Source organism: Variovorax paradoxus B4 (genome assembly GCF_000463015.1).
Lineage (GTDB): Bacteria > Pseudomonadota > Gammaproteobacteria > Burkholderiales > Burkholderiaceae_C > Variovorax > Variovorax paradoxus_E.
Genome location: NC_022247.1, coordinates 4,503,465 through 4,527,089 on the forward strand (window position 1 = coordinate 4,503,465; position 23,625 = coordinate 4,527,089).

The 23,625-nt window shown below is 67.5% G+C and carries 26 protein-coding genes; 16 read left to right on the forward strand and 10 right to left on the reverse strand.

What is annotated here, in order from left to right; all coding sequences use genetic code 11:
- The first annotated feature begins 24 nt into the window (after window positions 1-24).
- From VAPA_RS20935 to VAPA_RS20950, 4 genes are all read left to right on the forward strand, one after another.
- Window positions 25-996 (forward strand): Bug family tripartite tricarboxylate transporter substrate binding protein, encoded by a 972-nt coding sequence (locus VAPA_RS20935; protein WP_021008763.1) that lies wholly within the window; start codon window positions 25-27, stop codon window positions 994-996.
- Window positions 993-2,165 carry a CaiB/BaiF CoA transferase family protein gene (locus tag VAPA_RS20940; RefSeq protein ID WP_021008764.1) on the forward strand — a complete coding sequence of 391 codons (1,173 nt, stop codon included), beginning with the start codon at window positions 993-995 and terminating at the stop codon, window positions 2,163-2,165. Before VAPA_RS20935 ends, VAPA_RS20940 begins: the two co-directional genes overlap by 4 nt.
- A 23-nt stretch (window positions 2,166-2,188) precedes the next feature.
- On the forward strand, window positions 2,189-2,413 hold the full coding sequence (locus VAPA_RS20945; RefSeq protein WP_021008765.1) for a hypothetical protein: 225 nt from the start codon (window positions 2,189-2,191) through the stop codon (window positions 2,411-2,413).
- Between the two features lie 84 nt (window positions 2,414-2,497).
- A complete protein-coding gene (locus VAPA_RS20950; RefSeq protein ID WP_021008766.1) occupies window positions 2,498-4,171 on the forward strand; it encodes a SulP family inorganic anion transporter in 1,674 nt (557 codons plus the stop codon).
- A gap of 6 nt (window positions 4,172-4,177) precedes the next feature.
- Here the strand turns inward: VAPA_RS20950 and VAPA_RS34535 are convergent.
- Window positions 4,178-4,940 (reverse strand): IS5 family transposase gene (locus VAPA_RS34535; RefSeq protein WP_155248086.1). Its coding sequence is split into 2 segments (ribosomal slippage): window positions 4,178-4,622 and window positions 4,621-4,940, totalling 765 coding nucleotides; the frame shifts between segments, so codons are not numbered across the junction.
- Window positions 4,941-4,992: 52 nt separating this feature from the next.
- Window positions 4,993-5,466, reverse strand: a complete 474-nt coding sequence (locus VAPA_RS20965) for an outer membrane protein assembly factor BamE (RefSeq protein ID WP_080666867.1) — start codon at window positions 5,464-5,466, stop codon at window positions 4,993-4,995.
- A gap of 69 nt (window positions 5,467-5,535) precedes the next feature.
- Here VAPA_RS20965 and VAPA_RS20970 point away from each other — a divergent pair, with 69 nt between their 5' ends.
- The 7 genes from VAPA_RS20970 (at window position 5,536) to VAPA_RS21000 (ending at window position 11,078) form a co-directional block, all read left to right on the forward strand.
- Window positions 5,536-5,742: a DUF3460 family protein gene (locus tag VAPA_RS20970; protein ID WP_021008770.1), complete on the forward strand. Its 207-nt coding sequence runs from the start codon at window positions 5,536-5,538 to the stop codon at window positions 5,740-5,742.
- Between the two features lie 67 nt (window positions 5,743-5,809).
- Window positions 5,810-6,646 carry a segregation and condensation protein A gene (locus VAPA_RS20975; protein WP_021008771.1) on the forward strand — a complete coding sequence of 279 codons (837 nt, stop codon included), beginning with the start codon at window positions 5,810-5,812 and terminating at the stop codon, window positions 6,644-6,646.
- Window positions 6,647-6,675: 29 nt separating this feature from the next.
- On the forward strand, window positions 6,676-8,247 hold the full coding sequence (nadB, locus tag VAPA_RS20980; protein ID WP_021008772.1) for an L-aspartate oxidase: 1,572 nt from the start codon (window positions 6,676-6,678) through the stop codon (window positions 8,245-8,247).
- A gap of 71 nt (window positions 8,248-8,318) precedes the next feature.
- The gene (gene panB, locus VAPA_RS20985) at window positions 8,319-9,209 is read left to right on the forward strand and encodes a 3-methyl-2-oxobutanoate hydroxymethyltransferase (RefSeq protein WP_021008773.1); all 891 of its coding nucleotides are present in this window, start codon (window positions 8,319-8,321) and stop codon (window positions 9,207-9,209) included.
- A gap of 16 nt (window positions 9,210-9,225) precedes the next feature.
- Window positions 9,226-10,065, forward strand: coding sequence for a pantoate--beta-alanine ligase (panC, locus tag VAPA_RS20990; protein ID WP_021008774.1), 840 nt, complete (start codon window positions 9,226-9,228; stop codon window positions 10,063-10,065).
- Window positions 10,062-10,700 carry a 7-carboxy-7-deazaguanine synthase gene (gene queE / locus VAPA_RS20995; RefSeq protein ID WP_021008775.1) on the forward strand — a complete coding sequence of 213 codons (639 nt, stop codon included), beginning with the start codon at window positions 10,062-10,064 and terminating at the stop codon, window positions 10,698-10,700. Before panC ends, queE begins: the two co-directional genes overlap by 4 nt.
- Before the next feature lie 15 nt (window positions 10,701-10,715).
- Entirely contained in the window at window positions 10,716-11,078 is a 363-nt protein-coding gene (locus tag VAPA_RS21000; RefSeq protein WP_021008776.1) for a 6-carboxytetrahydropterin synthase, read from the forward strand.
- 39 nt (window positions 11,079-11,117) lie between these two features.
- On the opposite strand, the gene nadA is transcribed toward VAPA_RS21000, so the two are convergent.
- From nadA to VAPA_RS21030, 6 genes are all read right to left on the reverse strand, one after another.
- Window positions 11,118-12,242: a quinolinate synthase NadA gene (gene nadA / locus VAPA_RS21005; protein ID WP_021008777.1), complete on the reverse strand. Its 1,125-nt coding sequence runs from the start codon at window positions 12,240-12,242 to the stop codon at window positions 11,118-11,120.
- An 8-nt stretch (window positions 12,243-12,250) separates the two neighbouring features.
- Window positions 12,251-13,129, reverse strand: coding sequence for a carboxylating nicotinate-nucleotide diphosphorylase (nadC, locus tag VAPA_RS21010; RefSeq protein ID WP_021008778.1), 879 nt, complete (start codon window positions 13,127-13,129; stop codon window positions 12,251-12,253).
- Window positions 13,130-13,167: 38 nt separating this feature from the next.
- Window positions 13,168-14,202 carry an NAD(P)H-dependent glycerol-3-phosphate dehydrogenase gene (locus VAPA_RS21015; RefSeq protein WP_021008779.1) on the reverse strand — a complete coding sequence of 345 codons (1,035 nt, stop codon included), beginning with the start codon at window positions 14,200-14,202 and terminating at the stop codon, window positions 13,168-13,170.
- A gap of 25 nt (window positions 14,203-14,227) precedes the next feature.
- Window positions 14,228-14,692, reverse strand: coding sequence for a protein-export chaperone SecB (gene secB, locus VAPA_RS21020; protein WP_015866874.1), 465 nt, complete (start codon window positions 14,690-14,692; stop codon window positions 14,228-14,230).
- Window positions 14,693-14,820: 128 nt separating this feature from the next.
- Window positions 14,821-15,081 carry a glutaredoxin 3 gene (gene grxC, locus VAPA_RS21025; protein ID WP_021008780.1) on the reverse strand — a complete coding sequence of 87 codons (261 nt, stop codon included), beginning with the start codon at window positions 15,079-15,081 and terminating at the stop codon, window positions 14,821-14,823.
- Between the two features lie 20 nt (window positions 15,082-15,101).
- Window positions 15,102-15,485 (reverse strand): rhodanese-like domain-containing protein, encoded by a 384-nt coding sequence (locus VAPA_RS21030; RefSeq protein ID WP_413470485.1) that lies wholly within the window; start codon window positions 15,483-15,485, stop codon window positions 15,102-15,104.
- Window positions 15,486-15,590: 105 nt separating this feature from the next.
- Here VAPA_RS21030 and gpmA point away from each other — a divergent pair, with 105 nt between their 5' ends.
- The 3 genes from gpmA (at window position 15,591) to VAPA_RS21045 (ending at window position 18,663) form a co-directional block, all read left to right on the forward strand.
- Window positions 15,591-16,334, forward strand: a complete 744-nt coding sequence (gene gpmA, locus VAPA_RS21035) for a 2,3-diphosphoglycerate-dependent phosphoglycerate mutase (RefSeq protein ID WP_021008782.1) — start codon at window positions 15,591-15,593, stop codon at window positions 16,332-16,334.
- Between the two features lie 104 nt (window positions 16,335-16,438).
- Window positions 16,439-17,881, forward strand: coding sequence for a S41 family peptidase (locus VAPA_RS21040; RefSeq protein ID WP_041946543.1), 1,443 nt, complete (start codon window positions 16,439-16,441; stop codon window positions 17,879-17,881).
- A gap of 26 nt (window positions 17,882-17,907) precedes the next feature.
- Window positions 17,908-18,663 (forward strand): HesA/MoeB/ThiF family protein, encoded by a 756-nt coding sequence (locus VAPA_RS21045; RefSeq protein WP_021008784.1) that lies wholly within the window; start codon window positions 17,908-17,910, stop codon window positions 18,661-18,663.
- Window positions 18,664-18,673: 10 nt separating this feature from the next.
- Here the strand turns inward: VAPA_RS21045 and VAPA_RS21050 are convergent, their stop codons facing one another.
- The gene (locus VAPA_RS21050) at window positions 18,674-20,686 is read right to left on the reverse strand and encodes an AsmA family protein (RefSeq protein WP_021008785.1); all 2,013 of its coding nucleotides are present in this window, start codon (window positions 20,684-20,686) and stop codon (window positions 18,674-18,676) included.
- A gap of 233 nt (window positions 20,687-20,919) precedes the next feature.
- On the opposite strand from VAPA_RS21050, the gene VAPA_RS21055 reads away from it, so the two are divergent.
- Window positions 20,920-21,324, forward strand: a complete 405-nt coding sequence (locus tag VAPA_RS21055) for a response regulator (RefSeq protein ID WP_021008786.1) — start codon at window positions 20,920-20,922, stop codon at window positions 21,322-21,324.
- Between the two features lie 52 nt (window positions 21,325-21,376).
- Here VAPA_RS21055 and VAPA_RS21060 read toward each other — a convergent pair whose 3' ends face one another.
- On the reverse strand, window positions 21,377-22,009 hold the full coding sequence (locus tag VAPA_RS21060; RefSeq protein WP_021008787.1) for a response regulator: 633 nt from the start codon (window positions 22,007-22,009) through the stop codon (window positions 21,377-21,379).
- A gap of 131 nt (window positions 22,010-22,140) precedes the next feature.
- Between VAPA_RS21060 and VAPA_RS21065 the strand changes: the two genes are divergently transcribed.
- Complete coding sequence (locus tag VAPA_RS21065) at window positions 22,141-23,460, forward strand: CHASE3 domain-containing protein (protein WP_041946183.1); 1,320 nt, start codon at window positions 22,141-22,143, stop codon at window positions 23,458-23,460.
- Window positions 23,461-23,625: the final 165 nt, after the last annotated feature.

Genomic DNA, 23,625 nt, shown 5'->3' on the forward strand with positions numbered 1-23,625 from the left:
TCGACAACACACAGGAGACAAGACATGCACCAGGCTCGCGCCATTTCATTCGCAGCGGCCGCGCTGCTGGCCTCGGCCGGCGCCCTTGCGGACAGCTACCCCTCGCGCCCGATCACGCTGGTGGTGGGCTTCCCCGCCGGCGGCGGCGCCGACACGGTGGCGCGCATCGTGACCGACAAGCTGGGCAAGATCCTCGGGCAGCCGATCGTCATCGACAACAAGCCCGGCGCGGGCACCACCATCGCATCGGACCAGGTCGCGCGGGCGGCGCCCGACGGCTACACGCTGCTGCTGGGCAGCGGCAATCTCTACGGCAGCGACAAGCTGCTCTACAAGGGCGTGAAGTACGACGGCGCCAGGAGCTTCGTGCCCATCTCGCGCTGGAGCTCCGCGCCGATGCTGCTCGCGGTCAACAAGGACGTAAGCGCGAAGAACGTCCAGGAACTCATCGCCGAGGCGCGGCAGAAGCCGGGCAAGCTGGCGTATTCGTCGTCGGGCACCGGCGTGGTGACGCATCTGGCGGGCCTGTCGTTCGAGAAGGCGGCCGGCGTGACCATGCTGCACGTGCCGTACAAGGGCGGCGCTCCGTCGATCCAGGCCGTGGCCGCCGGCGACGTGCAGCTGACTTTCGGCACGCCGCCCTCGGTGCTGCCGATGGCGCAGGGCCAGAAGCTGCGCGTGCTGGCCGTCACCTCGGGCCGGCGTTCGCCGCTCTTCCCCGACGTGCCGAGCGTCGCCGAGGCCGGCGTGAAGGGCTACGACTACACCTTCTGGTTCGGGCTGTTCGCGCCGGCAGGCCTGCCGCCGGAGACGGCGCAGAAGCTGTTCGACGCCAGCGTGGCTGCGCTCGACGATCCCGAGGTCAAGGCGCGGCTCGAGAAATCGGGCAACGAATCGGCGCCCTCGAAGTCGCTCGCCGAGTTCCGCAGCTGGGCGCTCGCCGAGGGCGCGAAGTCGAAGGAACTCACCGAGCGTTCCGGCGCGACCGTCGAATGACGCCGGCCACATCGCAAGGATCGAAGGGCGGCCCGCTGCAGGGCTTCACCGTCATCGACCTGACGCGCGTGCTTGCGGGGCCTTACTGCACGCTGCTGCTCGCCGACCTGGGCGCGCGCGTGATCAAGGTGGAGCAACCAGGCCTGGGCGACGACGCGCGGCAGATCGGGCCGTTCGTCGAGGGCGACTCGGCCTACTTCATGTCGGTCAACCGCAACAAGGAGTCGATCGCGCTGGACCTGAAGGCGCCGGCCGACCGGGCCATCTTCGAGCAGCTGCTGGCCACGGCCGACGTGCTGGTCGAGAACTTCCGGCCCGGCACGATGGAGAAGCTCGGCTACGACTGGCCCACGCTGCGTGGGCGCTTTCCGCGGCTGGTGTTCACCTCGGTCTCGGGCTTCGGCCAGACCGGCCCCTACAGCCGGCGCCCCGCCTACGACATGGTGGTGCAGGCGATGGGCGGCATCATGAGCCTGACCGGCCATCCAGGCGCGCCGCCGACGCGCGTGGGCGTGTCGATCGGCGACCTGGGCGCCGGCCTGTACGCGGCCATCGGCACGCAGGCCGCGCTGCTGCAGCGCGGGCGCACCGGCCTGGGAGACCGCGTGGACGTGGCGATGCTCGACTGCCAGGTCGCGCTACTGGAGAACGCGATTTCGCGCATGGAGGCCGACGGGCGCGCGCCGGGACCCATCGGCTCGCGGCATCCGTCGATCACGCCGTTCGACGTGTTCCGCGCGGCGGACGGCTGGTTCGTGATCGCGGCGGGCAACGACGCGCTGTTCCAGCGCCTGTGCGCGGCCCTCGAACTGCCGGCGCTGCCCGAGGATGCGCGCTTTGCCACGAATCCCGCGCGCTGCCGGCACCATGAGGCGCTGAAGCAAGTGCTCGAGCAGCGCCTGGCCTCGGCGCCCTGCACGCACTGGCAGGCGCTGCTGATGCAGCACAACATTCCCACGGGCGACTACAACGACGTGGCCGCGGTGGTGAACGACCCGCAGGTGCAGGCGCGCGAGATGCTGGTGCAGGTTCGCACGCAGGGCGGCCGGTCGCTCACGGTGGCGGGCAATCCGGTGCACGTGGGCGGACACCGCACGCAGGTCCTGCGGCAGCCGCCGCGGCTGGACCAGGACCGGGAAGCCATCCTGGCGGGGCTGCTGCGGCAGTGAGCGCGCGGGTGCAAAATCCGCGCATGCAAAGCCCTCGCTCCCGCTTCCGACTTTTCGTTCTCGCGGCGCTCGGCCTCGCTGGCGCCTTGCTGCTGGGCGGCTGCGCCGTGGTCACCGTGGCCGGCACCGCCGTGAGCGTGGGCGCCGGCGCGGTCGGCCTTGCGGCCGATGCAGCCATCGGCACCGCGCGCATCACCGGCAAGGCCGTGGGCGCGGCCGCCGATGCGGTGATTCCCGACAGCGACTGAGCCAGCAGCGCCTTTGCGGCTGCGTCCTGCGCCACGGCGCAAGCTTTCCTGCGCACGTAGCGCGCAGTACACAATGGACGCCACATGCAGTCACCGCTGAACATCACCCGCTTTCGCCCGCGCCTCCTGGACGCCATGGCGGACTACAGCCGGGAACGCTTCTTGAGGGACCTGGGGGCAGGCGCCACGGTGGGCATCGTGGCGCTGCCGCTGGCCATGGCCTTTGCCATCGCCTCGGGGCTCAAGCCCGAGGCCGGCATCTGGACGGCGATCATCGCGGGCTTCCTGATCTCGCTGCTGGGCGGCTCGGCGGTACAGATCGGCGGGCCGGCCGGCGCGTTCATCGTGATCGTCTACGGCATCGTCGAGCGCTACGGCGTGGCGAACCTGCTGATATCGACCGCCTGCGCCGGCGTGCTGCTGTTCGCGGCGGGGCTGTTCGGGCTCGGCCGGCTGGTGCGCTTCGTGCCGCTGTCGATCGTGGTCGGGTTCACCAACGGCATTGCGGTGCTCATTCTTCTGTCGCAGCTCAAGGACCTGCTCGGACTGACGATCGCCAAGATGCCGGCGGACGTGTTCTCGCAGCTGCATGCCATGGCGCTGCAGATCGGCAGCTTCAACCCCTACGCCTTCGCGCTGGGGCTGGCCTGCGTGGTCGGCCTGGTGATCTGGCCGCTGCTGCTGCAGGGCGAATCGAAAGTGGGCCATGCGGTGCAGCGCCTGGCGGGGCGCATGGCGCGCACGCGCGCGGTGCAGGTGGGCGCGCGCATGCCGGGGCCCATCGTCGCGCTGGTCACGCTCACGCTGGTGTCGTGGGGCTTCGAGCTGCCGGTGGAAACCATCGGCACGCGCTTCGGCGGCATTCCCGAAGGCCTGCCGGCCTTTGCGCTGCCCGACTTTTCATGGGAAACGGTCAAGCAGCTGGTCACGCCGACGCTCACCATCGCGCTCTTGGGCGCCATCGAGTCGCTGCTGTGCGCGCGCGTGTCCGACCAGTTCAGCGGCCAGCCGCGCCACGACCCGAACCAGGAGCTGATGGCGCAGGGCATCGCCAACCTGGTGACGCCCTTCTTCGGCGGCATGCCGGCCACCGGCACCATCGCGCGCACCGTGACCAACATCCGCTCCGGCGGCAGTTCGCCGATCGCGGGCATCGTGCATGCGCTCACGCTGATGGCGGTGGTGCTGCTGGCCGCGCCGCTCGCGCGCCACGTGCCGCTCGCGGTGCTGGCGGGCATCCTCGTTTTCGTGGGTCTGAACATGGGCGAATGGCGCGAGTTCACGCTGGGGCAGCTGCGGCACTTCAGCCGCCACTACCGGCTGCTGATGCTCGGCACCTTCTTCCTCACCGTCGTGTTCGACCTGACGGTGGCGGTGCAGGTGGGCATCGTGCTCGCCTGCGCGCTCTTCGTCCGGCGCATGAGCGGGCTTTTCAGCGTCGAGCTGGTCACGATGCAGCCGCCGGTGCTCACCTACCGGCTCTATGGCGCGCTGTTCTTCGGGGCGGCGGCCAAGCTGGACGAGGCCGTCAACGCCGCCGAAAGCGCGCCGCGCGGCATGACGGTGGTGCTCGACGCCACGCACCTCATCTATCTGGACGCCACGGGCGTCGACGCGCTGCGCCAATTGCACCGGGCAGTGCTGGCGCGCGGCGGGCTGCTGCGGGTGGAATCGCTGCAGCCCCAGCCGCTCGAGGTGATCGTGCGCTCGGGGTTTGCCGATGAGCTGACGAGCGGCCAGCCGCACGCGGCGGACTAGGGCCTGTTAACACAAACGAAGTCCGTCGGCGATCAGCGCGAAGCTAATGAAGCCGACGAACATCACGTCGAGTTTCTCGAAGCGAGAGAAGATGCGGCGATAGCCCTTCAGGCGTCGGAACAGTCGCTCCACCTCGTTGCGGCGTTTGTACATCTCGCGGTCGTACTCCCACGGCTCGAGCCGAGTCTTCAGCGGCGGCACGACGGGGATGAAGCCCAGATCGAGCGCCAACTGTCGTGTCTCATTGCCCTCGTAAGCGCGATCCATGAGCAGGTGCACAGGTCTGTCGGGTGCACCCAAGCTGCTCAGCAAAGCGCGTCCTGCGGGTGCATCGTGCGCTTGGCCCGGTGACAGCGAGAACGTTACGGCCGTTCGAGCATCCGCGGCAACCATATGAATCTTGGTGGTCCACCCGCCTCTGGATCTTCCGATCGACTGGGGGCCGTTTTTTTAACGCGCCGGTGCCATCGGGATGAGCCTTCACGATGGTGCTGTCCAGCGACACCACCTCGATCCTGATGCGCACGACCTGGGCCTGCTGAAGCTCGGCAAACACGCGATCCAGTACGCCGCTCTTGGACCATCGGTTCATGCGCGTGTAGATGGTGTGCCAGTTGCCGAAGCGCTTGGGCAGGCCTCGCCACTTGCAGCCATGCTCGGCGACATACAGGATCGCGTTCAACACACTCAGATTCGAGAGGCTGACATTGCCGCGCTGCACAGGCAGGCAGTGCTCGATCCGGGCGAACTGGGCTTGAGTGATCTCCATGCATGAAGTATCTCGCATCCCTCATGGTCGGTTCAATTAGTGTTAACACGCCCTAGTTCGCCTCGGTGCCCCGGTCGGGCGAAGACCCGCTGCGCACCACGCGCTGGTCGTCGTTCAGCGTGGCGGTGAACACCATGGGCGAATTCGGCGGCTGGAACCAGCGCCACTCCCACTCGGTTTCGCGCTTGAGCGCGTAGGGCGTGATCTTTGCCGGCTTGCCGAGCATCTTGCGCAGGTCTTCCATCATCATGCCCGGCTGCACCCTGGCGAAGTTCTCGGGCGTGAGCACCTGGCGCAGCGCGCTCATCCTGCCGTCGGCGCCGATGGTGATCATGTAGTTCTTCTGGCCCTGCGGCTGGCGGTTGTACTCGAGCACGCGGCCGTTCGGCACGTCCCAGATGTTCTCGGGCTCGCCGAATCTGGCGCGCACATCGGCTTCGGTGGAGACGCCTTCCTCCAGTTCGCCAATGCGCTGCGGATCGCAGCCCGCAAGCCCGATCACCCCCGCCAACAACGCCGTTGCCATGCCGATCTGCCACCGTTGCCGCTGCTTCATTCCATCCCCGGTAAAATTCGCGCTACAAAGGTCCAGTCTATGTCCATCTTCCGCCGCCCCCACTACACCTCCGAGATCACCAACTTCATCGAGGAGATGAAAGCCAAGAAGCCGACGCTGGAATCCGAACAGCGTGCCGGCCGCGCCCTGCTCTGGGACAAGCACCTCGACCGCAGCCTGCTCGAGGAGTACAGCGAAGCCCGCGTGCCGCAGCAGCCGTACGTCTACCAGACCCAAGTCAAGTAATGGTGCCCAGCCGGCATCCATCGTTCGCCGCCGCCGCAATAGCTATTGAAATGATAGCAAACACCCGATGAAGGGCAACGAGGACAACGACACGCTCGTGGCCAGCATGCCCGAAGTGGTCGACCAGGTCGCGCTCGCCAGGCTCTATGGCGAGCCGTTGTTCGCGATGCCGAAGGACCTGTACATCCCGCCGGAGGCGCTGCAGGTCTTCCTCGAGGCCTTCGAAGGCCCGCTGGATTTGCTGCTCTACCTGATCAGGAAGCAGAACTTCAACATCCTCGACATCCCGATGGCGGGGCTCACGCGGCAGTACCTGAGCTACGTCGACGAGATCCGCCAGACGAACCTCGAGCTCGCGGCCGAGTACCTGCTGATGGCCGCGATGCTGATCGAGATCAAGTCGCGCATGCTGCTGCCGCCCAAGAAGGTGGCGGACGGCGAAGAGGCCGAAGACCCGCGCGCCGAGCTCGTGCGCCGCCTGCTCGAGTACGAGCAGACCAAGCTGCAGGCCGCCGCCATCAGCGCCCTGCCGACCTACGGGCGCGACTTCTGGAAGGGGCAGGTCTACATCGAGCAGTCGCTCAAGCCGCGCTTTCCCGACGTGAACGTGATCGAGCTGCGCGATGCGTGGGCCGACATCATGAAGCGCGCCAAGCTCGTGCAGCACCACAAGATCTCGCGCGAGGAACTCAACGTGCGCGAGCACATGAGCATCGTGCTGCGCCACCTGCAAGGGCAGCGTTTCGTCGAGTTCGAGAAGCTGTTCGACGTGTCGCGCGGCGCGCCGGTGCTGATCGTCACTTTCATCGCGATGCTCGAGCTGGCGAAGGAAACGCTGATCGACATCACGCAGGCGGAAGCCTTCGCGCCGATCTACGTGCGGCTGGCCTACTCGCCGGCCTGAACCCACCCCTATTTTTCGAGATATCCGCCGTGCACGACTTCGACGTCCTCATCGTCGGCAGCGGCCTCGCAGGCCTCTCCGCCGCGCTGCACCTGGCGCCCACGCACCGCGTGGCCGTGCTGACCAAGCGCGCCCTGAACGACGGCTCCAGCGCCTGGGCGCAGGGCGGCATCGCCGCGGTGCTGGCCGCGGGCGACAGCTTCGACGCCCATGTCGAAGACACGCTGGTGGCCGGCGCCGGCCTCTGCGACCCCGAGGCCACGCGCTTCGTCGTCGAGCATGCGCCCGAGACCATCGGCTGGCTGCGCGAGCTCGGCGTGCCGTTCTCGGAGGAAGGCGGCGGCCTGCACCTGACGCGCGAAGGCGGCCACAGCCAGCGCCGCATCGTGCACGTGACCGACGCCACCGGCGCGGCCGTGCAGCAGACGCTGATCGAGCGCGTGCGCCGCACGCCGAACATCACGCTCTTCGAGCACCACACGCTGGTCGACCTGGTCACCGGAACCAAGCTCGGCCTGGACGACCCGGCCTGCCTGGGCCTCTACGCGCTGGACGACGAAACCGACGAAGTGCTGAGCTTCCGCGCGCCGCACACCATCCTGGCCACCGGCGGCGCGGGCAAGGTGTACCTCTACACGACCAACCCGGACACCGCCACCGGCGACGGCATTGCGGCGGCCTGGCGCGCGGGCTGCCGGGTGTCGAACATGGAATTCATCCAGTTCCACCCGACCTGCCTGTTCCACCCGCACGCCAAGTCGTTCCTGATCAGCGAGGCGGTGCGCGGTGAGGGCGGGCTGCTCAAGTTGCCGGATGGAACGCGCTTCATGCCCAGGCACGACGAGCGTGCCGAACTCGCGCCGCGCGACGTGGTGGCCCGCGCCATCGACTTCGAGATGAAGAAGCACGGGCTGGACTGCGTGTACCTCGACATCTCGCACCAGAGCCCGGCGTTCCTGAAGGAGCACTTTCCCAACATCCTCGCGCGCTGCGCGGAACTGGGCATCGACATCACGCGCGAGCCCATTCCCGTGGTGCCGGCCGCGCACTACACCTGCGGCGGCGTGCTGAGCGACCTTGCCGGGCGCACCGACGTGTCCGGCCTCTACGCCATCGGCGAGACCGCCTGCACCGGGCTGCATGGCGCCAATCGCCTCGCGAGCAATTCGCTGGTCGAGTGCATGGTGTTCGCGCGCGCTGCGGCCGGCGCCATTGCCGCGGCAGCGGCGCGCGAGCGCATCGAATTGCCAGCCTGGGACGAAAGCCGGGTGACCGACGCCGACGAGGCCGTGGTCATTTCCCACAACTGGGACGAACTGCGCCGCTTCATGTGGGATTACGTCGGCATCGTGCGCACCAACAAGCGCCTGGAACGCGCGAGCCACCGCATCGCGCTGCTGCAAGCCGAAATCCAGGAGTTCTATGCGAACTTCCACGTCACGCGCGACCTGCTCGAACTGCGCAACCTGGTGCAGGTGGCCGAGCTGATCGTGCGCTCCGCGCAGGCCCGCCACGAAAGCCGCGGCCTGCATTTCAGCCGCGACTATCCCTCGCTCGCCGAGCCCACCGCGCCCACGGTGCTGGTGCCGCCGGCCGACTGACCCACCCCGTTTTCGTCTTTTCTTCACTCAAGGATGCCCGGCCACCGACGCCCGCAGGGAGAAACCCAACCATGTCGAACACCACCACCCGTTCCGAACCGCCAGCTGCCACGCCCTACGGCACGCTGCCGCCCGCCTCGCCGCCTGCCCAGCGCAAGCCCGTGAGCTTGCCGCGCCTGGCCGACATGCATGCGCGCGGCGAGAAGATTTCGATGCTCACGGCCTACGACGCCACCTTTGCGGCCATGGCCGATGCGGCCGGCATCGATTGCCTGCTGGTAGGCGATTCGCTCGGCATGGTCTGCCAGGGCCTTGCGAGCACCGTGGGCGTGACACTGGACACCATGCGCTATCACACGGACAGCGTCTCGCGCGGCCTGCGCCGCGTGCAGGGCACGGCCTGGCTGATTGCCGACCTGCCCTTTGGCAGCTACCAAGAATCGCGCGAGCAGGCATTGCGCAGCGCCACGATGCTGATGCAGGCCGGCGCGCACATGGTCAAGCTCGAAGGCGGCGGCTGGACCACCGAGACGGTGCGCTTCCTGGTCGAGCGCGGCATTCCGGTGTGCGCGCACCTGGGCCTGACGCCGCAGACCGTGCATGCACTGGGCGGCTACCGCGTGCAGGGCAAGGGCGACGCCGGCGCGCTCCTCAAGCAGCAGGCCCATGCGCTGCAGGACGCAGGCGCGACGATGCTGGTGCTCGAGATGGTGCCGGCCGCGCTGGCCGCCGAGCTCACCACCGAGCTGAAGCAATGCGCCACCATCGGCATCGGCGCCGGCAAGGGGACCGCCGGCCAGGTGCTGGTGTTGCACGACATGCTGGGCATCAACCTCGGTCGGATGCCGAAGTTCGTGCGCAACTTCATGGCCGACGCTTCGAGCATCAGCGAGGCGCTCGCAGCCTATGTGCGCGCCGTGAAGGACGGCAGCTTCCCCGACGATCAACTCCACGCCTGGTAAGTAAGGAACCGAGACCATGTACATCGCACACACCATCGCCGAACTGCGCGACCATCTGGCTGCCTTCAAGCGCCCCGCGTTCGTCCCCACCATGGGCAACCTGCACGAGGGCCACCTGGCGCTGATCAGGCAGGCCAGGCCGCTGGGCGACATCACCGTGGCGAGCATCTTCGTCAACCGCCTGCAGTTCCTGCCGCACGAGGATTTCGACACCTATCCGCGCACTTGGGACAGCGACTGCGAGAAGCTGCGCACGGCCGGCTGCGACGTGCTGTTCGCACCCGACGAAAAGGCACTCTACCCCGAGCCGCAGACCTGCAAGGTGCACCCGGACCCGGCGCTGGCCGACATCCTCGAAGGCCATTTCCGCCCGGGCTTCTTCGTCGGCGTGTGCACGGTGGTGATGAAGCTCTTCCAGTGCGTACAGCCGCGCGTGGCCGTGTTCGGCAAGAAGGACTACCAGCAGCTGATGATGATCCGTCACATGGTGCGGCAGTTCGCGCTGCCGATCGAGATCGTGGGCAGCGAGACCTTCCGCGCGGACGATGGGCTCGCGCTGTCGTCGCGCAACGGCTACCTGAGCGAGGCCGAGCGCACGGAAGCCGTGCAGCTCTCGAAGGCGCTGAAGGCGATGGCCGAAGCCGTGCAAGCCGGCGAACGCGATCTGGCCGCGATCGAAGCATGGGCAATGCAGGCACTGGCGCAGCGCGGCTGGCAACCGGACTATCTTGTGCTGCGGCGCCGTTCCGACCTGCAGGCGCCCTCGGCTGGCGAACCGCTCGTGGCGCTGGCCGCGGCGCGGCTGGGCGGCACGCGGCTGATCGACAACCTCGAAATCGACGCAATGCCCTCATGACCTACAGCGTCAAGGAAATCTTCTACACCCTGCAGGGCGAAGGCGGCCAGGCCGGCATGCCGGCCGTGTTCTGCCGTTTCGCGGGCTGCAACCTGTGGACGGGCCGCGAGGAGGACCGCGCCACGGCCGTCTGCCGTTTCTGCGACACCGATTTCGTCGGCACCGACGGCACGCTGGGCGGCAAGTTCAAGGATGCCGAGCTGCTGACCGACACCATCGCCGCGCAATGGCCGGCCGACGATGCCGAGCACCGGCTGGTGGTGCTCACCGGCGGCGAACCCCTGCTGCAGGTGGACGCCGCCCTGGTCGACGCGCTGCATGCGCGGCGCTTTCGCATCGCGGTGGAGAGCAACGGCACGGTCGCCGCACCCGAGGGCATCGACTGGCTTTGCATCAGCCCCAAGGCCGGTGCGCCATGGGTGCAGCAGCGCGGGCAGGAACTGAAGCTGGTGTGGCCGCAGGGCGGGTTCGACCTCGACGAGGTGGCGCGCACCGGCCAGTTCACGCACCGCTTCCTGCAGCCGATGGACGGGCCCGACCGCGTGGCCCATACCGAGCTGTGCATTGCCGAATGCATGCGCCATCCGGCCTGGCGCCTCAGCGTGCAGACCCACAAGATCACCGGCATCCGCTGAGCGCGGAGACTTTCAATGCGATTCACCATCAGCCAACGCTTTTTCTTCGACGCCGCGCACACGCTCAAGCGCGAGATCGAAACCGAGGGCAGCCGCCGTATCCACGGCCATACCTACCATGCCGAAGTCTGGATCGCGGGCCAGCGCGATCCCGTGACGGGCATGGTCATCGACCTGGGATTGCTGCGCCAGCGGCTCGACGACGTGCGTGAGCAGCTCGACCATCACTTGCTCGACGACGTGGCGGGGCTGCATCCACCGACGCTCGAGAACCTGTGCCTGTTCATTGCGGACGCGCTGCCCGAATTCCGGCCCTCGCTCGCGCGAGTGCGCGTGTGGCGCGAGGCGCTAGGCGACAGCTGCACGCTGGAGTTCTGAATCTCGCTCCCTCTCCCCTCGGGGAGAGGGAACAAGACCTCAGGCCGCGCCGATGCCCGCGACCAGGCGCCCCGGCGCCTGCCCGTTCTTGAGCCCCGCCGTGAACGCCAGCATCCGATCGATCGGCACGCGCGCGCGCAGCCCCAGCGCCGGATCGACGTGAACTTCGCCCGCGCCGGTTTCCAGCGCGTTCGCCAGCTCCACCAGCCCGTTCATCGCCATCCACGGGCAATGCGCGCAGCTCTTGCAGGTGGCGCCATTGCCGGCCGTGGGGGCCTCGATGAAGGTCTTGCCGGGGTTCAGCGTGCGCAGCTTGTGCAGCATGCCGGTGTCGGTGGCAACGATGAATTCGCTCGCGTCCATGCGCTGCGCCGCACCCAGGATGGCCGAGGTGGAACCCACCGCATCGGCCAGCGCGATCACGTCGGCCGGCGATTCGGGATGCACCAGCACCTTCGCGGCCGGATGCGCCTTCTTGAGCAGCTCGAGCTCCAGCGCCTTGAACTCGTCGTGCACGATGCAGGCGCCGTTCCAGCTCACCATGTCGGCGCCGGTCTGGCGCTGGATGTAGTCGCCCAGGTGGCGGTCGGGCGCCCAGAGGATCTTGCGGCCCTGGGCGTGCAGCGCGCTCACCACGTCGAGCGCGCAGCTCGAGGTGACGAGCCAGTCGGCGCGCGCCTTCACGGCCGCGCTGGTGTTGGCATAGACGACCACGGTGCGGTCGGGATGCCGGTCGCAGAACGCGCTGAACTCATCGACCGGGCAGCCCAGGTCGAGCGAGCAATTGGCGTCCAGGTCGGGCATGAGCACGCGCTTCTCGGGCGAGAGTATCTTGGCGGTCTCTCCCATGAAGCGCACGCCCGACACCACCAGCGTCTGCGCCGCATGGTCGCGGCCGAAGCGCGCCATCTCGAGCGAATCGCTCACGATGCCGCCGGTTTCCTCGGCCAAGTCCTGCAGGTCCGGGTGCACGTAGAAGTGCGACACCATCACGGCATTGCGCTCGCGCAGCAGGCGGCGAATGCGTTCCTTGAGCGCGCTGCGCTCATCTTGCGAGGGCTCGGGCGGCACGCGCGCCCAGGCATGGCGCGTGTCGCAGGCCGCGCCGGCCTCGGCCGCGGGTTGTTCGTAGTCGACGTCGATGACGAAAGAAGAGGCAGCCATGGACGCGCTCAGCCTTCCTGGAAACGCATGGAGAAATCGATCGCTTTCACATCCTTGGTGAGCGCGCCGACGGAGATGCGGTCGACACCGGTGTCGGCCAGGGCGCGCAGGCCCTCGAGCGTCACGCCGCCGGATATCTCGAGCACGGCCTTGCGGTCGTCGCCGGCCTCGCCGTTGATGCGAACGGCCTCGCGCAAGGTCGGCAGGTCCATGTTGTCGAGCAGCACCATGCGCGCGCCCGCCGCCAGCGCCTCGCGCAGCTGTGCGAGCGTTTCGACCTCGACCTCGACGAAGGCCGCGCTCCTTGCCGCCGGGGCCACCGCACGCAACGCCGCGGCCACGCCGCCGGCCGCGGCGATGTGGTTTTCCTTGATGAGCACCGCGTCGTAAAGGCCGATGCGGTGGTTCACGCCGCCGCCCGTGCGCACCGCGTACTTCTGGGCAAGGCGCAGGCCCGGCAGGGTCTTGCGGGTGTCGACGATGCTCGCGCGCGTGCCGCGCACCGCATCGGCGTAAAGGGCCGTCTTGGTGGCCACCGCGCTCAGCAGCTGAAGGAAATTGAGCGCGGTGCGCTCGGCCGTCAGCAGTGCGCGCGCCGTGCCCTCGATCTCAAGCACGGTCTGGTCGGCCGCGCAGCGCTCGCCCTCGCCGCACAGCCAGCGGATGCGGGCCTGCGGATCGATCTGCCGCACGGTGGCTTCGACCCAGGGCGCGCCGCAAAGCACGGCCGATTCGCGCGCCAGCACGCGGGCATGGGCGCGGCGGCCGGGGTCGACCAGCGAGGCGGTCAGGTCGCCATCGCCCACGTCTTCCTGCAGAGCACGGGCGGCGTCGGCCTGGGCCAGCGCGGCCACGGCCGGCGCCGAAAAATCAAAGCGAAGGCTCATGGCTGTCTTGTCTCTTCAGTCTTGTGTGTAATTCATGGTCATGGCACGCGACCCGGACGCATCCAGGGACGAACCGACTCGGGCACCGGATCGCGGCCGGTCAGCGAGGCCACCGCCTCCTGCGGGCTCAGCCGGCCGTCGAGCAGCGCGACCACGCCTTCGGCGATGGGCATTTCCACGCCCAGGCCCCGCGCGCGCTGCACCACGGTGCGCGCGCAATAGACACCTTCGGCGACATGGCCCAGCGAAGCGACGGCCTGCGCCAGCGTCTGGCCCTGCGCCAGCAGCAAGCCCACCTTGCGGTTGCGCGAGAGGTCGCCGGTGGCCGTCAGCACCAGGTCGCCAAGGCCAGAAAGGCCCATGAACGTCTCGGCGCGCGCACCGAGCGCCAGTCCGAAGCGCGTCATTTCGGCCAGGCCCCGCGTGATGAGCGCCGCGCGCGCATTGAGCCCCAGCGCCAGGCCGTCGCACAGCCCGGTGGCGATGGCCAGCACGTTCTTGACGGCGCCGCCGACCTCGACGCCTACGATGTCGTCGTTGGCATAGACGCGCAGGGCCGGCCCGTGGAATGCATCGACCAGCGCGTCGCGCACCGCGGCATGCGGGCTTGCGGCCACCAGCGCCGTCGGGCGGCCTTCGGCGACTTCCTGCGCAAAGCTCGGGCCGCTGAGCACGCCCGCTATCAGCTCGGGAGCGACCTGTCCCCAGATTTCGTGGGCCAGCAGGCCATAGGAGGCTGGAGAGGCATCGAGCGCCGGTTCGACCCCCTTGCACAGCCACGCCACCGGCGCGGTCGTACCGCGCAAGGCAATGAGCTGCTCGCGCAGGGCGGCCATGGGCGTGGCCACCACGACGAGTTCGGCGCCCGCCTGGGCCTGGTGCAGATCGCCGGCGCGCACCGTGAGTGCGGGCGGCAGTGCCAGGCCGGGCAGATAGCGGACGTTTTCGCGCGCCTTGGAAATCGCCTCCGCCTGGGCCGCATCGCGCGCCCAGAGCGTGACCTCGTGGCGTCCCGCCGCGTTGACAGCCAGCGCCGTGCCCCAGGCACCGGCGCCATGAACGCAGATCTTCATCGGCGTTGGCGGCGCTGTGCCGGGTTTACTGCGTGACGATCGGCGAGGGCTGGCCGGCGGCCTGCGCCTGCTGCTGCTCGTACATCGCCTGGAAGTTGATTTCCGCCAGGTGCACGGGCGGGAAACCGCCGCGCTGGATCACGTCGGCCACGTTGCCGCGCAGGTACGGATAGACGATCTGCGGGCAGGCGATGCCCAGGATCGGTCCCATCTGGTCTTCGGGCAGGTTGCGGATCTCGAAGATGCCGGCCTGCTTGGCTTCGACCAGGAACACGGTCTTGTCCTGGATCTTGGTCTGCACGGTGGCCGACACGGTGATCTCGAAGATGCCTTCGGCCACCGGCTGGGCGTCCACGCCGAGCTGGATGTCGACCGTGGGCTGCTCCTGCTCGAGCAGGATGGCCGGCGAATTGGGCTGTTCGAGCGACAGGTCCTTGAGGTAGACGCGCTGGATCTGGAAAACGGGATCTTGGGCTTGCTGGTCGGCCATGGCTGAACTTTCGAGGATCAAAACAATGCCCGCCGGGGAGAGGTTCCCGCAGCGGGCTGCAGATGAATGAGCAGGCGATTATCGCCCCGCGGCCGGACCGCTTCCGTGACGCCCGGCTGCTTTGTGCATCAGGCGCCTTGCAGCAGGGGCATCAGGCCGCCGCGGTCGTCGAGCGCCACCAGGTCGTCGCAGCCGCCGACGTGGGTGCCGCCGATGAAGATCTGCGGCACCGTGCGGCGCTGCGTGATTTCCATCATGGTGCTGCGGGCCGCGGGATCGCTGTCGATGCGAATTTCCTCGATCTCTTCGACACCCTTGGACTTGAGGATCTGCTTGGCGCGAACGCAGTACGGGCAGAAGGCGGTGGTGTACATCTTGACGGCTTGCATACGCTCTACCTTGGGAAGACTTAAGCTTTTTCAACCGGCAGGTTAGCGTCTTTCCAGGCCTTCAGGCCGCCGGAAACCGCTTGGGCCTGCTCGTAGCCGAGTTTCTTGGCCATGGCCACGGCGCGCTGGGCGCGGGCTCCGGTGGCGCACACCAGCAGCAGCGGCACGCCCTTGTTCTTGACCGCGCCGGTCAGCTTCTCCTCGAGCTGGTTCAGGGGAACGTTCTTGGCGCCGATCATGTGGCCGGTGGCGAACTCTTCGGGTTCGCGCACGTCGACCAGCACCGCGCGTTCGCGGTTGATGAGATGCACCGCCCCCTGGGCCGTGAGCGTGCCGCCGCCGGCGCCGCGGACCAGCGGCCAGGCCAGCATGCCACCCGAACTGAGTGCGATCAGGATCAGCATCCAGTTCGCGGTGACGAATTCGATCAATTTCACGGGGGTTCCTTGGATGGCAAACCTGGGATTTTAGAATGCTGGTTTTCCCAAGCGCTGCCAAAGGCTTCCCACATGCACAAACTGGTACTGATCCGCCATGGCGAATCGACCTGGAATCTCGAAAACCGCTTCACCGGCTGGACCGACGTCGACCTGACCGAAACCGGCATCGAGCAGGCCAAGCAGGCCGGCCGGCTGCTCAAGGCCGAGGGCTACGACTTCGACGTGGCCTACACCAGCGTGCTCAAGCGCGCCACCCGCACGCTCTGGCACACCCTGGACGAGCTCGACCGCACCTGGCTGCCCGTGGTGCATTCGTGGCGCCTGAACGAGCGCCACTACGGCGCCCTGCAGGGCCTGAACAAGGCCGAAACCGCCAAGAAGTACGGCGACGAGCAGGTGCTGGTCTGGCGCCGCAGCTACGGCACGCCACCGCCGCCGCTGGAAGCCGACGATCCGCGCAGCGAACGCTCCGACGTGCGCTACGCCAAGCTGTCGCCCGAGCAGATCCCGCTGACCGAATGCCTGAAGGACACGGTGGCGCGCGTGCTGCCGTTCTGGAACGAGTCGATGGCGCCGGCCATCCGCACCGGGCGCCGCCTGGTGGTGGCGGCGCACGGCAACTCGATTCGCGCGCTGGTCAAGTACCTCGACGGCATCTCCGACGACGCCATCGTCGGCCTGAACATCCCGAACGGCATTCCGCTGGTCTACGAGCTCGACGACGAACTCAAGCCGCTGCGCCACTACTACCTCGGCGACGCTGCGGCCGCCGAAAAGGCCGCCGCAGCGGTGGCCTCGCAAGGCAAGGGCTGAAGAAAGAAAACCCCTCGGCGGCACTCCCCCGTGGAACCCCGGCAGGCAATTTGCTTCCAAGCTGTGTATATTGGTTCGACAGCCGACAAGGACAATCACTCATGATGGGTCAGAAACTGAAGATTACCGGCTGGGTCGCCGCTGGCGCCGTTGCCGGCGTCTTGACCACCGTCTCGTTGCAGACTGTTGCACGCGGCTCGCTCGCGCCGCTCCCGCTGGAGGAATTGCAACAGCTCGCCGCGGTGTTCGGCATGGTCAAGAGCGACTATGTCGAGCCGGTCGACGAGAAAAAGCTCATTTCCGACGCCATCTCGGGGATGGTGGCCGGGCTCGATCCGCATTCCCAGTACTTCGACAAGAAGTCCTTCAAGGAATTCAGGGAAGGCACCACCGGCCGCTTCGTCGGCGTGGGCATCGAGATTTCCCAGGAAGACGGGCTCATCAAGGTGGTGTCGCCGATCGAGGGCTCGCCGGCCTTCCGCGCGGGCCTGAAGCCGAACGACCTGATCACCAAGATCGACGACACGGCCGTGCGCGGCCTGTCGCTCAACGAGGCCGTCAAGCGCATGCGCGGCGAGGCCAACACCAAGGTGCTGCTGACCATCTTCCGCAAGGACGAAAGCCGCACCTTCCCGGTCACGATCACGCGCGAGGAAATCCGTACCCAGTCGGTGCGCGGCAAGGTCATGGAGCCGGGCTACGGCTGGATCCGGCTGTCGCAGTTCCAGGAGCGCACGGTCGACGACTTCGTGAAGAAGGTCGAGGACATCTACAAGGAAGAGCCCAACCTCAAGGGCCTGGTGCTCGACCTGCGCAACGACCCGGGCGGCCTGCTCGACGCGGCCGTCGCCATCTCGGCCGCCTTCCTGCCCGAGAACGTCACCGTGGTTTCGACCGACGGCCAGCTGGCCGAGAGCAAGTCCGTCTACAAGGCGGCGCCCGAGTTCTACCAGCGCCGCTCCGGCAGCGACCCGCTGCGCAACCTGCCCGCGGCCCTCAAGAACGTGCCGCTGGTGGTGCTGGTGAACGAAGGCTCGGCCTCTGCGAGCGAAATCGTGGCCGGTGCGCTGCAGGACCACAAGCGCGCCACCGTCATGGGCAGCCAGACCTTCGGCAAGGGCTCGGTGCAGACGGTGCGTCCGCTCGGACCGGACACGGGCCTCAAGATCACCACGGCGCGCTACTACACGCCAAGCGGCACCTCGATCCAGGCCAAGGGCATCGTGCCCAACGTGCTGATCGACGAAAGCGCCGAGGGCAGCCCCTTCGCCGCCCTGCGCATGCGCGAGGCCGACCTCGAGAAGCACCTGGCCAGCGGCCAGGGCCCTGAAACGAAGGACCCGGAACGCGAAAAGGCCCGCGACGAAGCCCGCAAGCGCCTCGAGGAAGAAGCCAAGAAGCCGCCGCAGGACCGCAAGGTGCCCGAATTCGGCACCGACAAGGACTTTCCGCTGGTGCAGGCGCTCAACCGCCTCAAGGGCCAGCCGGTGCTGGTCAGCAAGACGCAGGTCATCGTCGACAACAAGGAAGAGAAGAAGGAAAACTGAAGCCGTTGAGGCGGGCCGAGGCGCGCATGGACGATCACGACCTGCTGCGCTATTCGCGCCACATTCTTCTCGAGGAGTTCGGCATCGACGGGCAGACGCGTGTCGGTGCCGGCCGTGTTCTTGTCATCGGTGCCGGCGGGCTGGGCTCGCCGGTCGCGCTCTACCTGGCGGCCGCGGGTGTCGGCCACATCACGCTGGTCGACGACGACGACGTCGACCTCACCAACCTTCAGCGCCAGGTCGCCCACACCCACGCCCGCGTGGGCAGCCCCAAGGTCGAATCCGCCGCGCAGGCCATGCGCGACATCAATCCCGACATCGCCATCGAAACGCACGCCCTGCGCGCCGACGAGGGATTGCTCTCGCGGCTCGTCGCGGCGGCGGACGTGGTGGTCGATTGCTGCGACAACTTCGCCACGCGGCACGCCGTCAACCGCGCCTGTGTGGCGCATGCCAAGCCACTGGTGGCAGGCGCCGCGATCCGCTTCGACGGCCAGTTGAGCGTCTACGACACGCGCGATGCCGCCTCGCCCTGCTACGCCTGCCTGTTTCCGCCCGACGCGGCCTTCGAGGAAACGCGCTGCGCAGTGCTGGGCGTATTCGGCCCCGTGGTAGGAACCATCGGCACGCTGCAGGCCAGCGAAGCGCTCAAGCTGCTGGCCGGCATCGGCCCCTCGCTCGCAGGCAAGCTGTTGATGTTCGATGGACGAAGCACCAGCTTCGACACGCTGCGCGTGGCGCGCGATCCGCATTGCAGCGTTTGCGCGCAGCGCCCGGCCTGAAGCGCCTGTCTCAACGCTGCCGGGCGCCTTTCGCCCTGGCAGCGCCTTGGGCTGCGGCCCCGGCGGTCGGGCGGTTCGCATCCGACAGCACGCCCTTGCAGTCCGAATCCTGCCCCGGCCCGGTCTCGATGGTCGCGGCCAACGCCAGCAACGGGTTGACGGTGCCGAGCGCGAGCGCGGCCAAGCCGCGCCCTGCCAGCGGGGCCACCTTGACGCCACCCGACGGCGAACCGAAAGTGCCGCCGACGACCAACGGCGTGCGCAGCGAGAGGATGTTCTTGCTCTTGGGCTCCGGACGGATCACGAAGTCGAGCGTTTCGGCCGCAAGGTTGGCCTGGCCGGTGGCATAGAACACGGCATTGGTCGTGTCCAGCACGAGGGTGCGCCCGGTCATGAGCCCCTTGTCCACGTCGAAGGCCAGGGCCGCGCAGCGCAGCTCGACGTTGCGGTCGCCGCGCAGCAGGAACTTGATGATGTCGCCCCCCACGAGCGTTGCGAAGACGGGCAGCAGGTTGCCGAACTGGCCGCGCCCGGAAATCACTGCGACATCGCCGGAAGCGCCCCCGAGCCAGTTGGCCACGGAGCTGCCGGCCCCCGACAGGTTGATGCGGCCATCGAGCCGGCCCACGCTGTTGCCCGTGGTTTCCAGCTTCGGGAACAGGCGGGCGAGCTGCACGCCGCGCAGGTCGAGCGATGCGCGGATATCGGCCGGGTTCTTCGCGCCATCGATGCGGATCGCGCCGGCCAGCTTGCCGCCGCCTACGCCCAAGTCGAGCGGATCGAGCGTCAGCACGCCGTTGTTCAGCTTGACCTGCACGCCGCCGCGGTCGAGCGGGATTTCGCGTACGTTCTGGATGCGCTGCGCCGTGTACTTGACGTCGGCATTCATGGCGCGCAGGCGCTCGAAATCCAGCGGCGCGGTGGGCAGCACCTTGCCGCCCGCCCGACGCTTGACCTGCGTGATGGTGGGCGGCGGCGCCACGCCTTCCACCGCCTTGGCCGACCGCTCGGTGGGCGGCAGGCCGATGAGCGGCCCCAGGTCGTCCATGTCCATCACCCGGGAGCGCAGTTCGCCCGCGAGGTGCGGCACCTGGCCGGCCTTGTCGAAGCGCATGTCGCCGGCGATGTCTGAAAGGCCGAGCCGGCCCTTGAGTCCCGCCACCTCCCACAGCTTGCCGCGCTTGCGCAGATCGCCGCTCAGCGCGTAGGGCGAGGTCTCGGGCAGCGCGATGCCCAGCAACGGGAACAGGGCGCCAAGCGTCTGGCCCTTGAGATCGAACTTGGCCTCGATGCCGTCGAGGCCGGCAAAGTCGGTCACGGTTCCCGAGGCCTTCAGCCGCGCGTGGCCGGCCGCGGCATCGATCTCCAGCGGGAACGGCGGCTGGCCGGCCGCCCTGAGCTGCAGCACGTCGCCGGTGCGGCCCTCGGCGCTCAGCGGCTGGCCCTTGTAGCGGCCCTTGATGCGATAGCCGAGCGGAAGCGTGCCGCGGCTGGTGTCGTAGCTCACGTCCGCATGCAGGTCGACGCCCAGGTGCCTGACCAGGAAATCGACCGCGCCGCCGTCGACCTGTATCAGGCCGATGACGGGAACGGTGCCAGGATCGGAGGTGTCCTTGCCGAGCGCCCACGTGCGGCGCCCGTCCGGCTCCAGTTGCAGGCCCAGCGTGGGCGAAGAAAGCGTCAGGCGCGGGATCACGACCTTCTGCGTGATGAGAGGCCAGAGCCGGATGTCGATCTCGGCACGCTCGGCCTTGACCAGGTAGGGGTCGCGGGCCCAGGACGGGTTGGCAAATTCGATGCCGTCGGCCTTGACGGTGGCTCCGCGCAGGCCGATCCCCACGTCGAGTCGGCGCGTGATCTCGAACTTGCGCCCGGTCTTCTCGCTGACGTAGCGATTCACCGGCCCGCGCAAGGTGTCCCATGGGAAGAACGCCAGGAGCACCGCCAGTGCGGCAAGCAGCAGCACGAAAGCCGCGAGCAGCTTGAGCCAGAGCGGCCGGTTGTGAAGGACGTTCGTTGCCATGCCAACTGGATATATCCGATGCAGCGCATCGCAGGTCGGCAATGGCCCGCAGAAACCGTGAGGCATTGCCTACGGAACGGCCTCGCCGGCGCCTTCGTCAGAACCCGCCTACAACACCCTTCCTCCGAACCTTGCATGATGCTCGTCGGCGACGCCTCAAATTTCCGGTGTGCAGGCATTCGCCCGCGGGGCGTCGAAGACACCTGCCAACGTCAGAGGAAGCGCGGTTCGGCATGGAGACAAGATTGCAGACATACATCGTCGAAGACAACCTCACGATCCGTGAAAACCTCATTGGCACCCTGGAAGAACTTACCTGCACGGCGGTGGTCGGCTTCGCCGAAACCGAAGCGCATGCGAGGCAGTGGCTGCACGACCACAGCGAAGAGTGGGACTTGGCGGTGGTCGATCTTTTCCTCAAGCAAGGCAGCGGCCTGGGCGTGCTCCAGGCCTGCACATCGCGCAGGGCGAACCAGAAAGTGGTGGTGCTCAGCAACTATGCAACCCCCGACATCCGGCGGCGATGCGCCGAGTTCGGCGTGGATGCGGTGTTCGACAAGTCGAACGAGATCGACGCCCTGGTCGACTTCTGCATCCTCGAGGCGGCGGCTCACCGCTCCACCGGCGGCACAGGCTGAAGAGGAAGCCGCAACCGGCAGCCTCTTCTCCAGCGACGGCCGGTTGCTGCCGTCAATCGATCAGCTTGTTCTTCAGTGCGTAGTACGTGAGGTCGCTGTTGGAAGAGAGGTTCATCTTTTCCATCAAGCGGGTGCGGTAGGTGCTGACGGTCTTCACCGACAGCGACAGCGTCTTGGCGATGTCGCCCGCGGTCTCGCCCTTGGCGAGCTTCAGGAACACCTGGAATTCTCTTTCCGACAGCTGCTCGTGCGGTGCCGCGTCGTCCTTGCGGTCGAGCTGGCGCGCCAGCAATTCTGCGACGGCCGGCGTGATGTAGCGGCGGCCGAGCGAGATGGTGCGAATGGCGTTGACGATCTCGATCGGCTCGCACTCCTTGTTGAGGTAGCCGCTCGCACCCTGGCGGATGAGATTCATCGCGTAGTGCTCTTCGGGGTAGCCGCTCAGGATGAGGATGCCCACGTCCGGCGCCTTGGCGCGGATCATGGCGAGCGCGTCGATGCCGCTCTGCCCCGGCATGGAAAGATCCATCACCAGCACGTCGAGTTCCGTGGTTCGCACGAGCTCGATGGCCTCGCGCCCGCTGGCGGCTTCGCCGGCCACGCGCAAGTCCACGTGTTCGGAAAAGAACTGCCTCAGGCCCGATCTGACGATGGCGTGGTCGTCCACAATTCCAATCTTGATCATCTGTTACTTTCTTCGTTGTGTCGCGTCTGTGGAAGCCGCGGCATGCCGGTCCCCTGGTTGTTGTCAATTATTCACGAACTTGTGTTGAAAGCACCTTCGAAAGTTTCATGCATTGGTTAGCCCCTCCAAAAATGGCCGTGAGCCTGCTGCTCGCGGCACTGGCCGCGCTGGCCCTCGTTGGAATCAACGAGGCCGGATACCGCCAGTCGAGCCGCGCCCTGGCAGACATCGACGCGGCGCTGAAGGTGCGCAGTACGCTCAACCAGATCCTGCAGAACATGCTCGATGCCGAAACCGGCCAGCGAGGCTACCTCCTGACCGGCGAGGCCAGCTACCGGCAACCCTACGACACGGCGGTCAAGCAGGTCGACGGCCACCTTGCGGCGTTACGCCAACTGTACGCCGAACGCCCGGCCGAGCGCGCGCGGCTGGCGGAGCTTTCGAACCACGTGCTGCGCAAGATCGCCGAAATGGACATGAGCGTGCGGCTGCGGCAGGACGGCAAGGACGAGGCCTGGAAATTCGTCATCACGACGGACGTGGGACGCGAGGAAATGGATTCCATTCGCAAGACGGCTGGCGAGCTGGCGGACATCAGCAGCGAAACCCTGCACCAGAGCCAGATCCAGGTGATGAAGTCGCTGCGGCTGGCGCGCATCGGTACCGCCATCGTGGCGCTTGCCGCATTCATTGCCTTCTTCCTGTACCTGCGGCAGGCGCATGCGCTGCGCTCCATCGGTGAGCGCCAGCAGGAAACGCTGCAGCGCGAGCGCAACGCGCTCGAAGACGAAGTGCGCGAACGCACCGCATCGCTGGCCGAACTGGCCACCCACCTGCAGGACGTGCGCGAAACCGAGCGCGGCTATCTCGCGCGGGAACTGCACGACGAGCTCGGCTCGCTGCTGACCGCCGCCAAGCTGGACGTCGCCCGCCTCAAGTCGAGGCTGCTGGAGGCGCCCGACGCCACCCAGCGGCTGCAGCACCTGACCGAGCTGCTCAACAGCGGCATCGCGCTCAAGCGCCGCATCATCGAAGACCTGCGGCCGTCGTCGCTGTCGAATCTCGGGCTGGTCGCCTCGCTCGAGATTCTCGGTCGCGAGTTCGCCGAGCGCTCGGGCATCCAGGTCCAGATGGCGCTGGAACCGGTGGCCATGGACGAATCGCGCCAGCTCACGATCTACCGCATGGTGCAGGAGAGCCTGACCAACATCGGCAAATACGCCGAGGCCAGCGAAGCGACGATCGTCCTGAAGAACTACGAGAGCCACGCGGTCGTGGAAGTGGCCGACAACGGAAAGGGCTTCGACCCCCAGCGCGTGCGTCCGTCGACGCACGGACTCGCCGGCATGCGCCACCGGGTCGAGACGGCCCGCGGCAAGCTCACGATCTCGTCGACGCCGGGCCGGGGAACCCGCGTGAGCGCCATGCTGCCCATCGCGAAGCCGATCTGAGCTCCGGCCGGCACCCCTTCGGTATTTCCGCATGGATCCGCGCGCGAGGAACTCGGCCATCTCCTACGCTCCCCGCGCCCAGCCGCTGACAGCCCCTCGCAGGGGGTCCACTTAAGGTTGGCCATGTGCTGTTCATTCCTCTTTGAACGAGCAATTTCGAAACGA

Bases quoted from the DNA above. Each gene is read 5' to 3' on its own strand.
- VAPA_RS20935 (WP_021008763.1), top strand. From the start codon at position 25: ATGCACCAGGCTCGCGCCATTTCATTCGCAGCGGCCGCGCTGCTGGCC.
- VAPA_RS20940 (WP_021008764.1), top strand. From the start codon at position 993: ATGACGCCGGCCACATCGCAAGGATCGAAGGGCGGCCCGCTGCAGGGC.
- VAPA_RS20945 (WP_021008765.1), top strand. From the start codon at position 2,189: ATGCAAAGCCCTCGCTCCCGCTTCCGACTTTTCGTTCTCGCGGCGCTC.
- VAPA_RS20950 (WP_021008766.1), top strand. From the start codon at position 2,498: ATGCAGTCACCGCTGAACATCACCCGCTTTCGCCCGCGCCTCCTGGAC.
- VAPA_RS20965 (WP_080666867.1), bottom strand. From the start codon at position 5,466: ATGGCAACGGCGTTGTTGGCGGGGGTGATCGGGCTTGCGGGCTGCGAT.
- VAPA_RS20970 (WP_021008770.1), top strand. From the start codon at position 5,536: ATGTCCATCTTCCGCCGCCCCCACTACACCTCCGAGATCACCAACTTC.
- VAPA_RS20975 (WP_021008771.1), top strand. From the start codon at position 5,810: ATGAAGGGCAACGAGGACAACGACACGCTCGTGGCCAGCATGCCCGAA.
- panB (WP_021008773.1), top strand. From the start codon at position 8,319: ATGTCGAACACCACCACCCGTTCCGAACCGCCAGCTGCCACGCCCTAC.
- panC (WP_021008774.1), top strand. From the start codon at position 9,226: ATGTACATCGCACACACCATCGCCGAACTGCGCGACCATCTGGCTGCC.
- queE (WP_021008775.1), top strand. From the start codon at position 10,062: ATGACCTACAGCGTCAAGGAAATCTTCTACACCCTGCAGGGCGAAGGC.
- VAPA_RS21000 (WP_021008776.1), top strand. From the start codon at position 10,716: ATGCGATTCACCATCAGCCAACGCTTTTTCTTCGACGCCGCGCACACG.
- nadA (WP_021008777.1), bottom strand. From the start codon at position 12,242: ATGGCTGCCTCTTCTTTCGTCATCGACGTCGACTACGAACAACCCGCG.
- nadC (WP_021008778.1), bottom strand. From the start codon at position 13,129: ATGAGCCTTCGCTTTGATTTTTCGGCGCCGGCCGTGGCCGCGCTGGCC.
- VAPA_RS21015 (WP_021008779.1), bottom strand. From the start codon at position 14,202: ATGAAGATCTGCGTTCATGGCGCCGGTGCCTGGGGCACGGCGCTGGCT.
- secB (WP_015866874.1), bottom strand. From the start codon at position 14,692: ATGGCCGACCAGCAAGCCCAAGATCCCGTTTTCCAGATCCAGCGCGTC.
- grxC (WP_021008780.1), bottom strand. From the start codon at position 15,081: ATGCAAGCCGTCAAGATGTACACCACCGCCTTCTGCCCGTACTGCGTT.
- VAPA_RS21030 (WP_413470485.1), bottom strand. From the start codon at position 15,485: ATGCTGATCCTGATCGCACTCAGTTCGGGTGGCATGCTGGCCTGGCCG.
- gpmA (WP_021008782.1), top strand. From the start codon at position 15,591: ATGCACAAACTGGTACTGATCCGCCATGGCGAATCGACCTGGAATCTC.
- VAPA_RS21040 (WP_041946543.1), top strand. From the start codon at position 16,439: ATGGGTCAGAAACTGAAGATTACCGGCTGGGTCGCCGCTGGCGCCGTT.
- VAPA_RS21045 (WP_021008784.1), top strand. From the start codon at position 17,908: ATGGACGATCACGACCTGCTGCGCTATTCGCGCCACATTCTTCTCGAG.
- VAPA_RS21050 (WP_021008785.1), bottom strand. From the start codon at position 20,686: ATGGCAACGAACGTCCTTCACAACCGGCCGCTCTGGCTCAAGCTGCTC.
- VAPA_RS21055 (WP_021008786.1), top strand. From the start codon at position 20,920: ATGGAGACAAGATTGCAGACATACATCGTCGAAGACAACCTCACGATC.
- VAPA_RS21060 (WP_021008787.1), bottom strand. From the start codon at position 22,009: ATGATCAAGATTGGAATTGTGGACGACCACGCCATCGTCAGATCGGGC.
- VAPA_RS21065 (WP_041946183.1), top strand. From the start codon at position 22,141: ATGGCCGTGAGCCTGCTGCTCGCGGCACTGGCCGCGCTGGCCCTCGTT.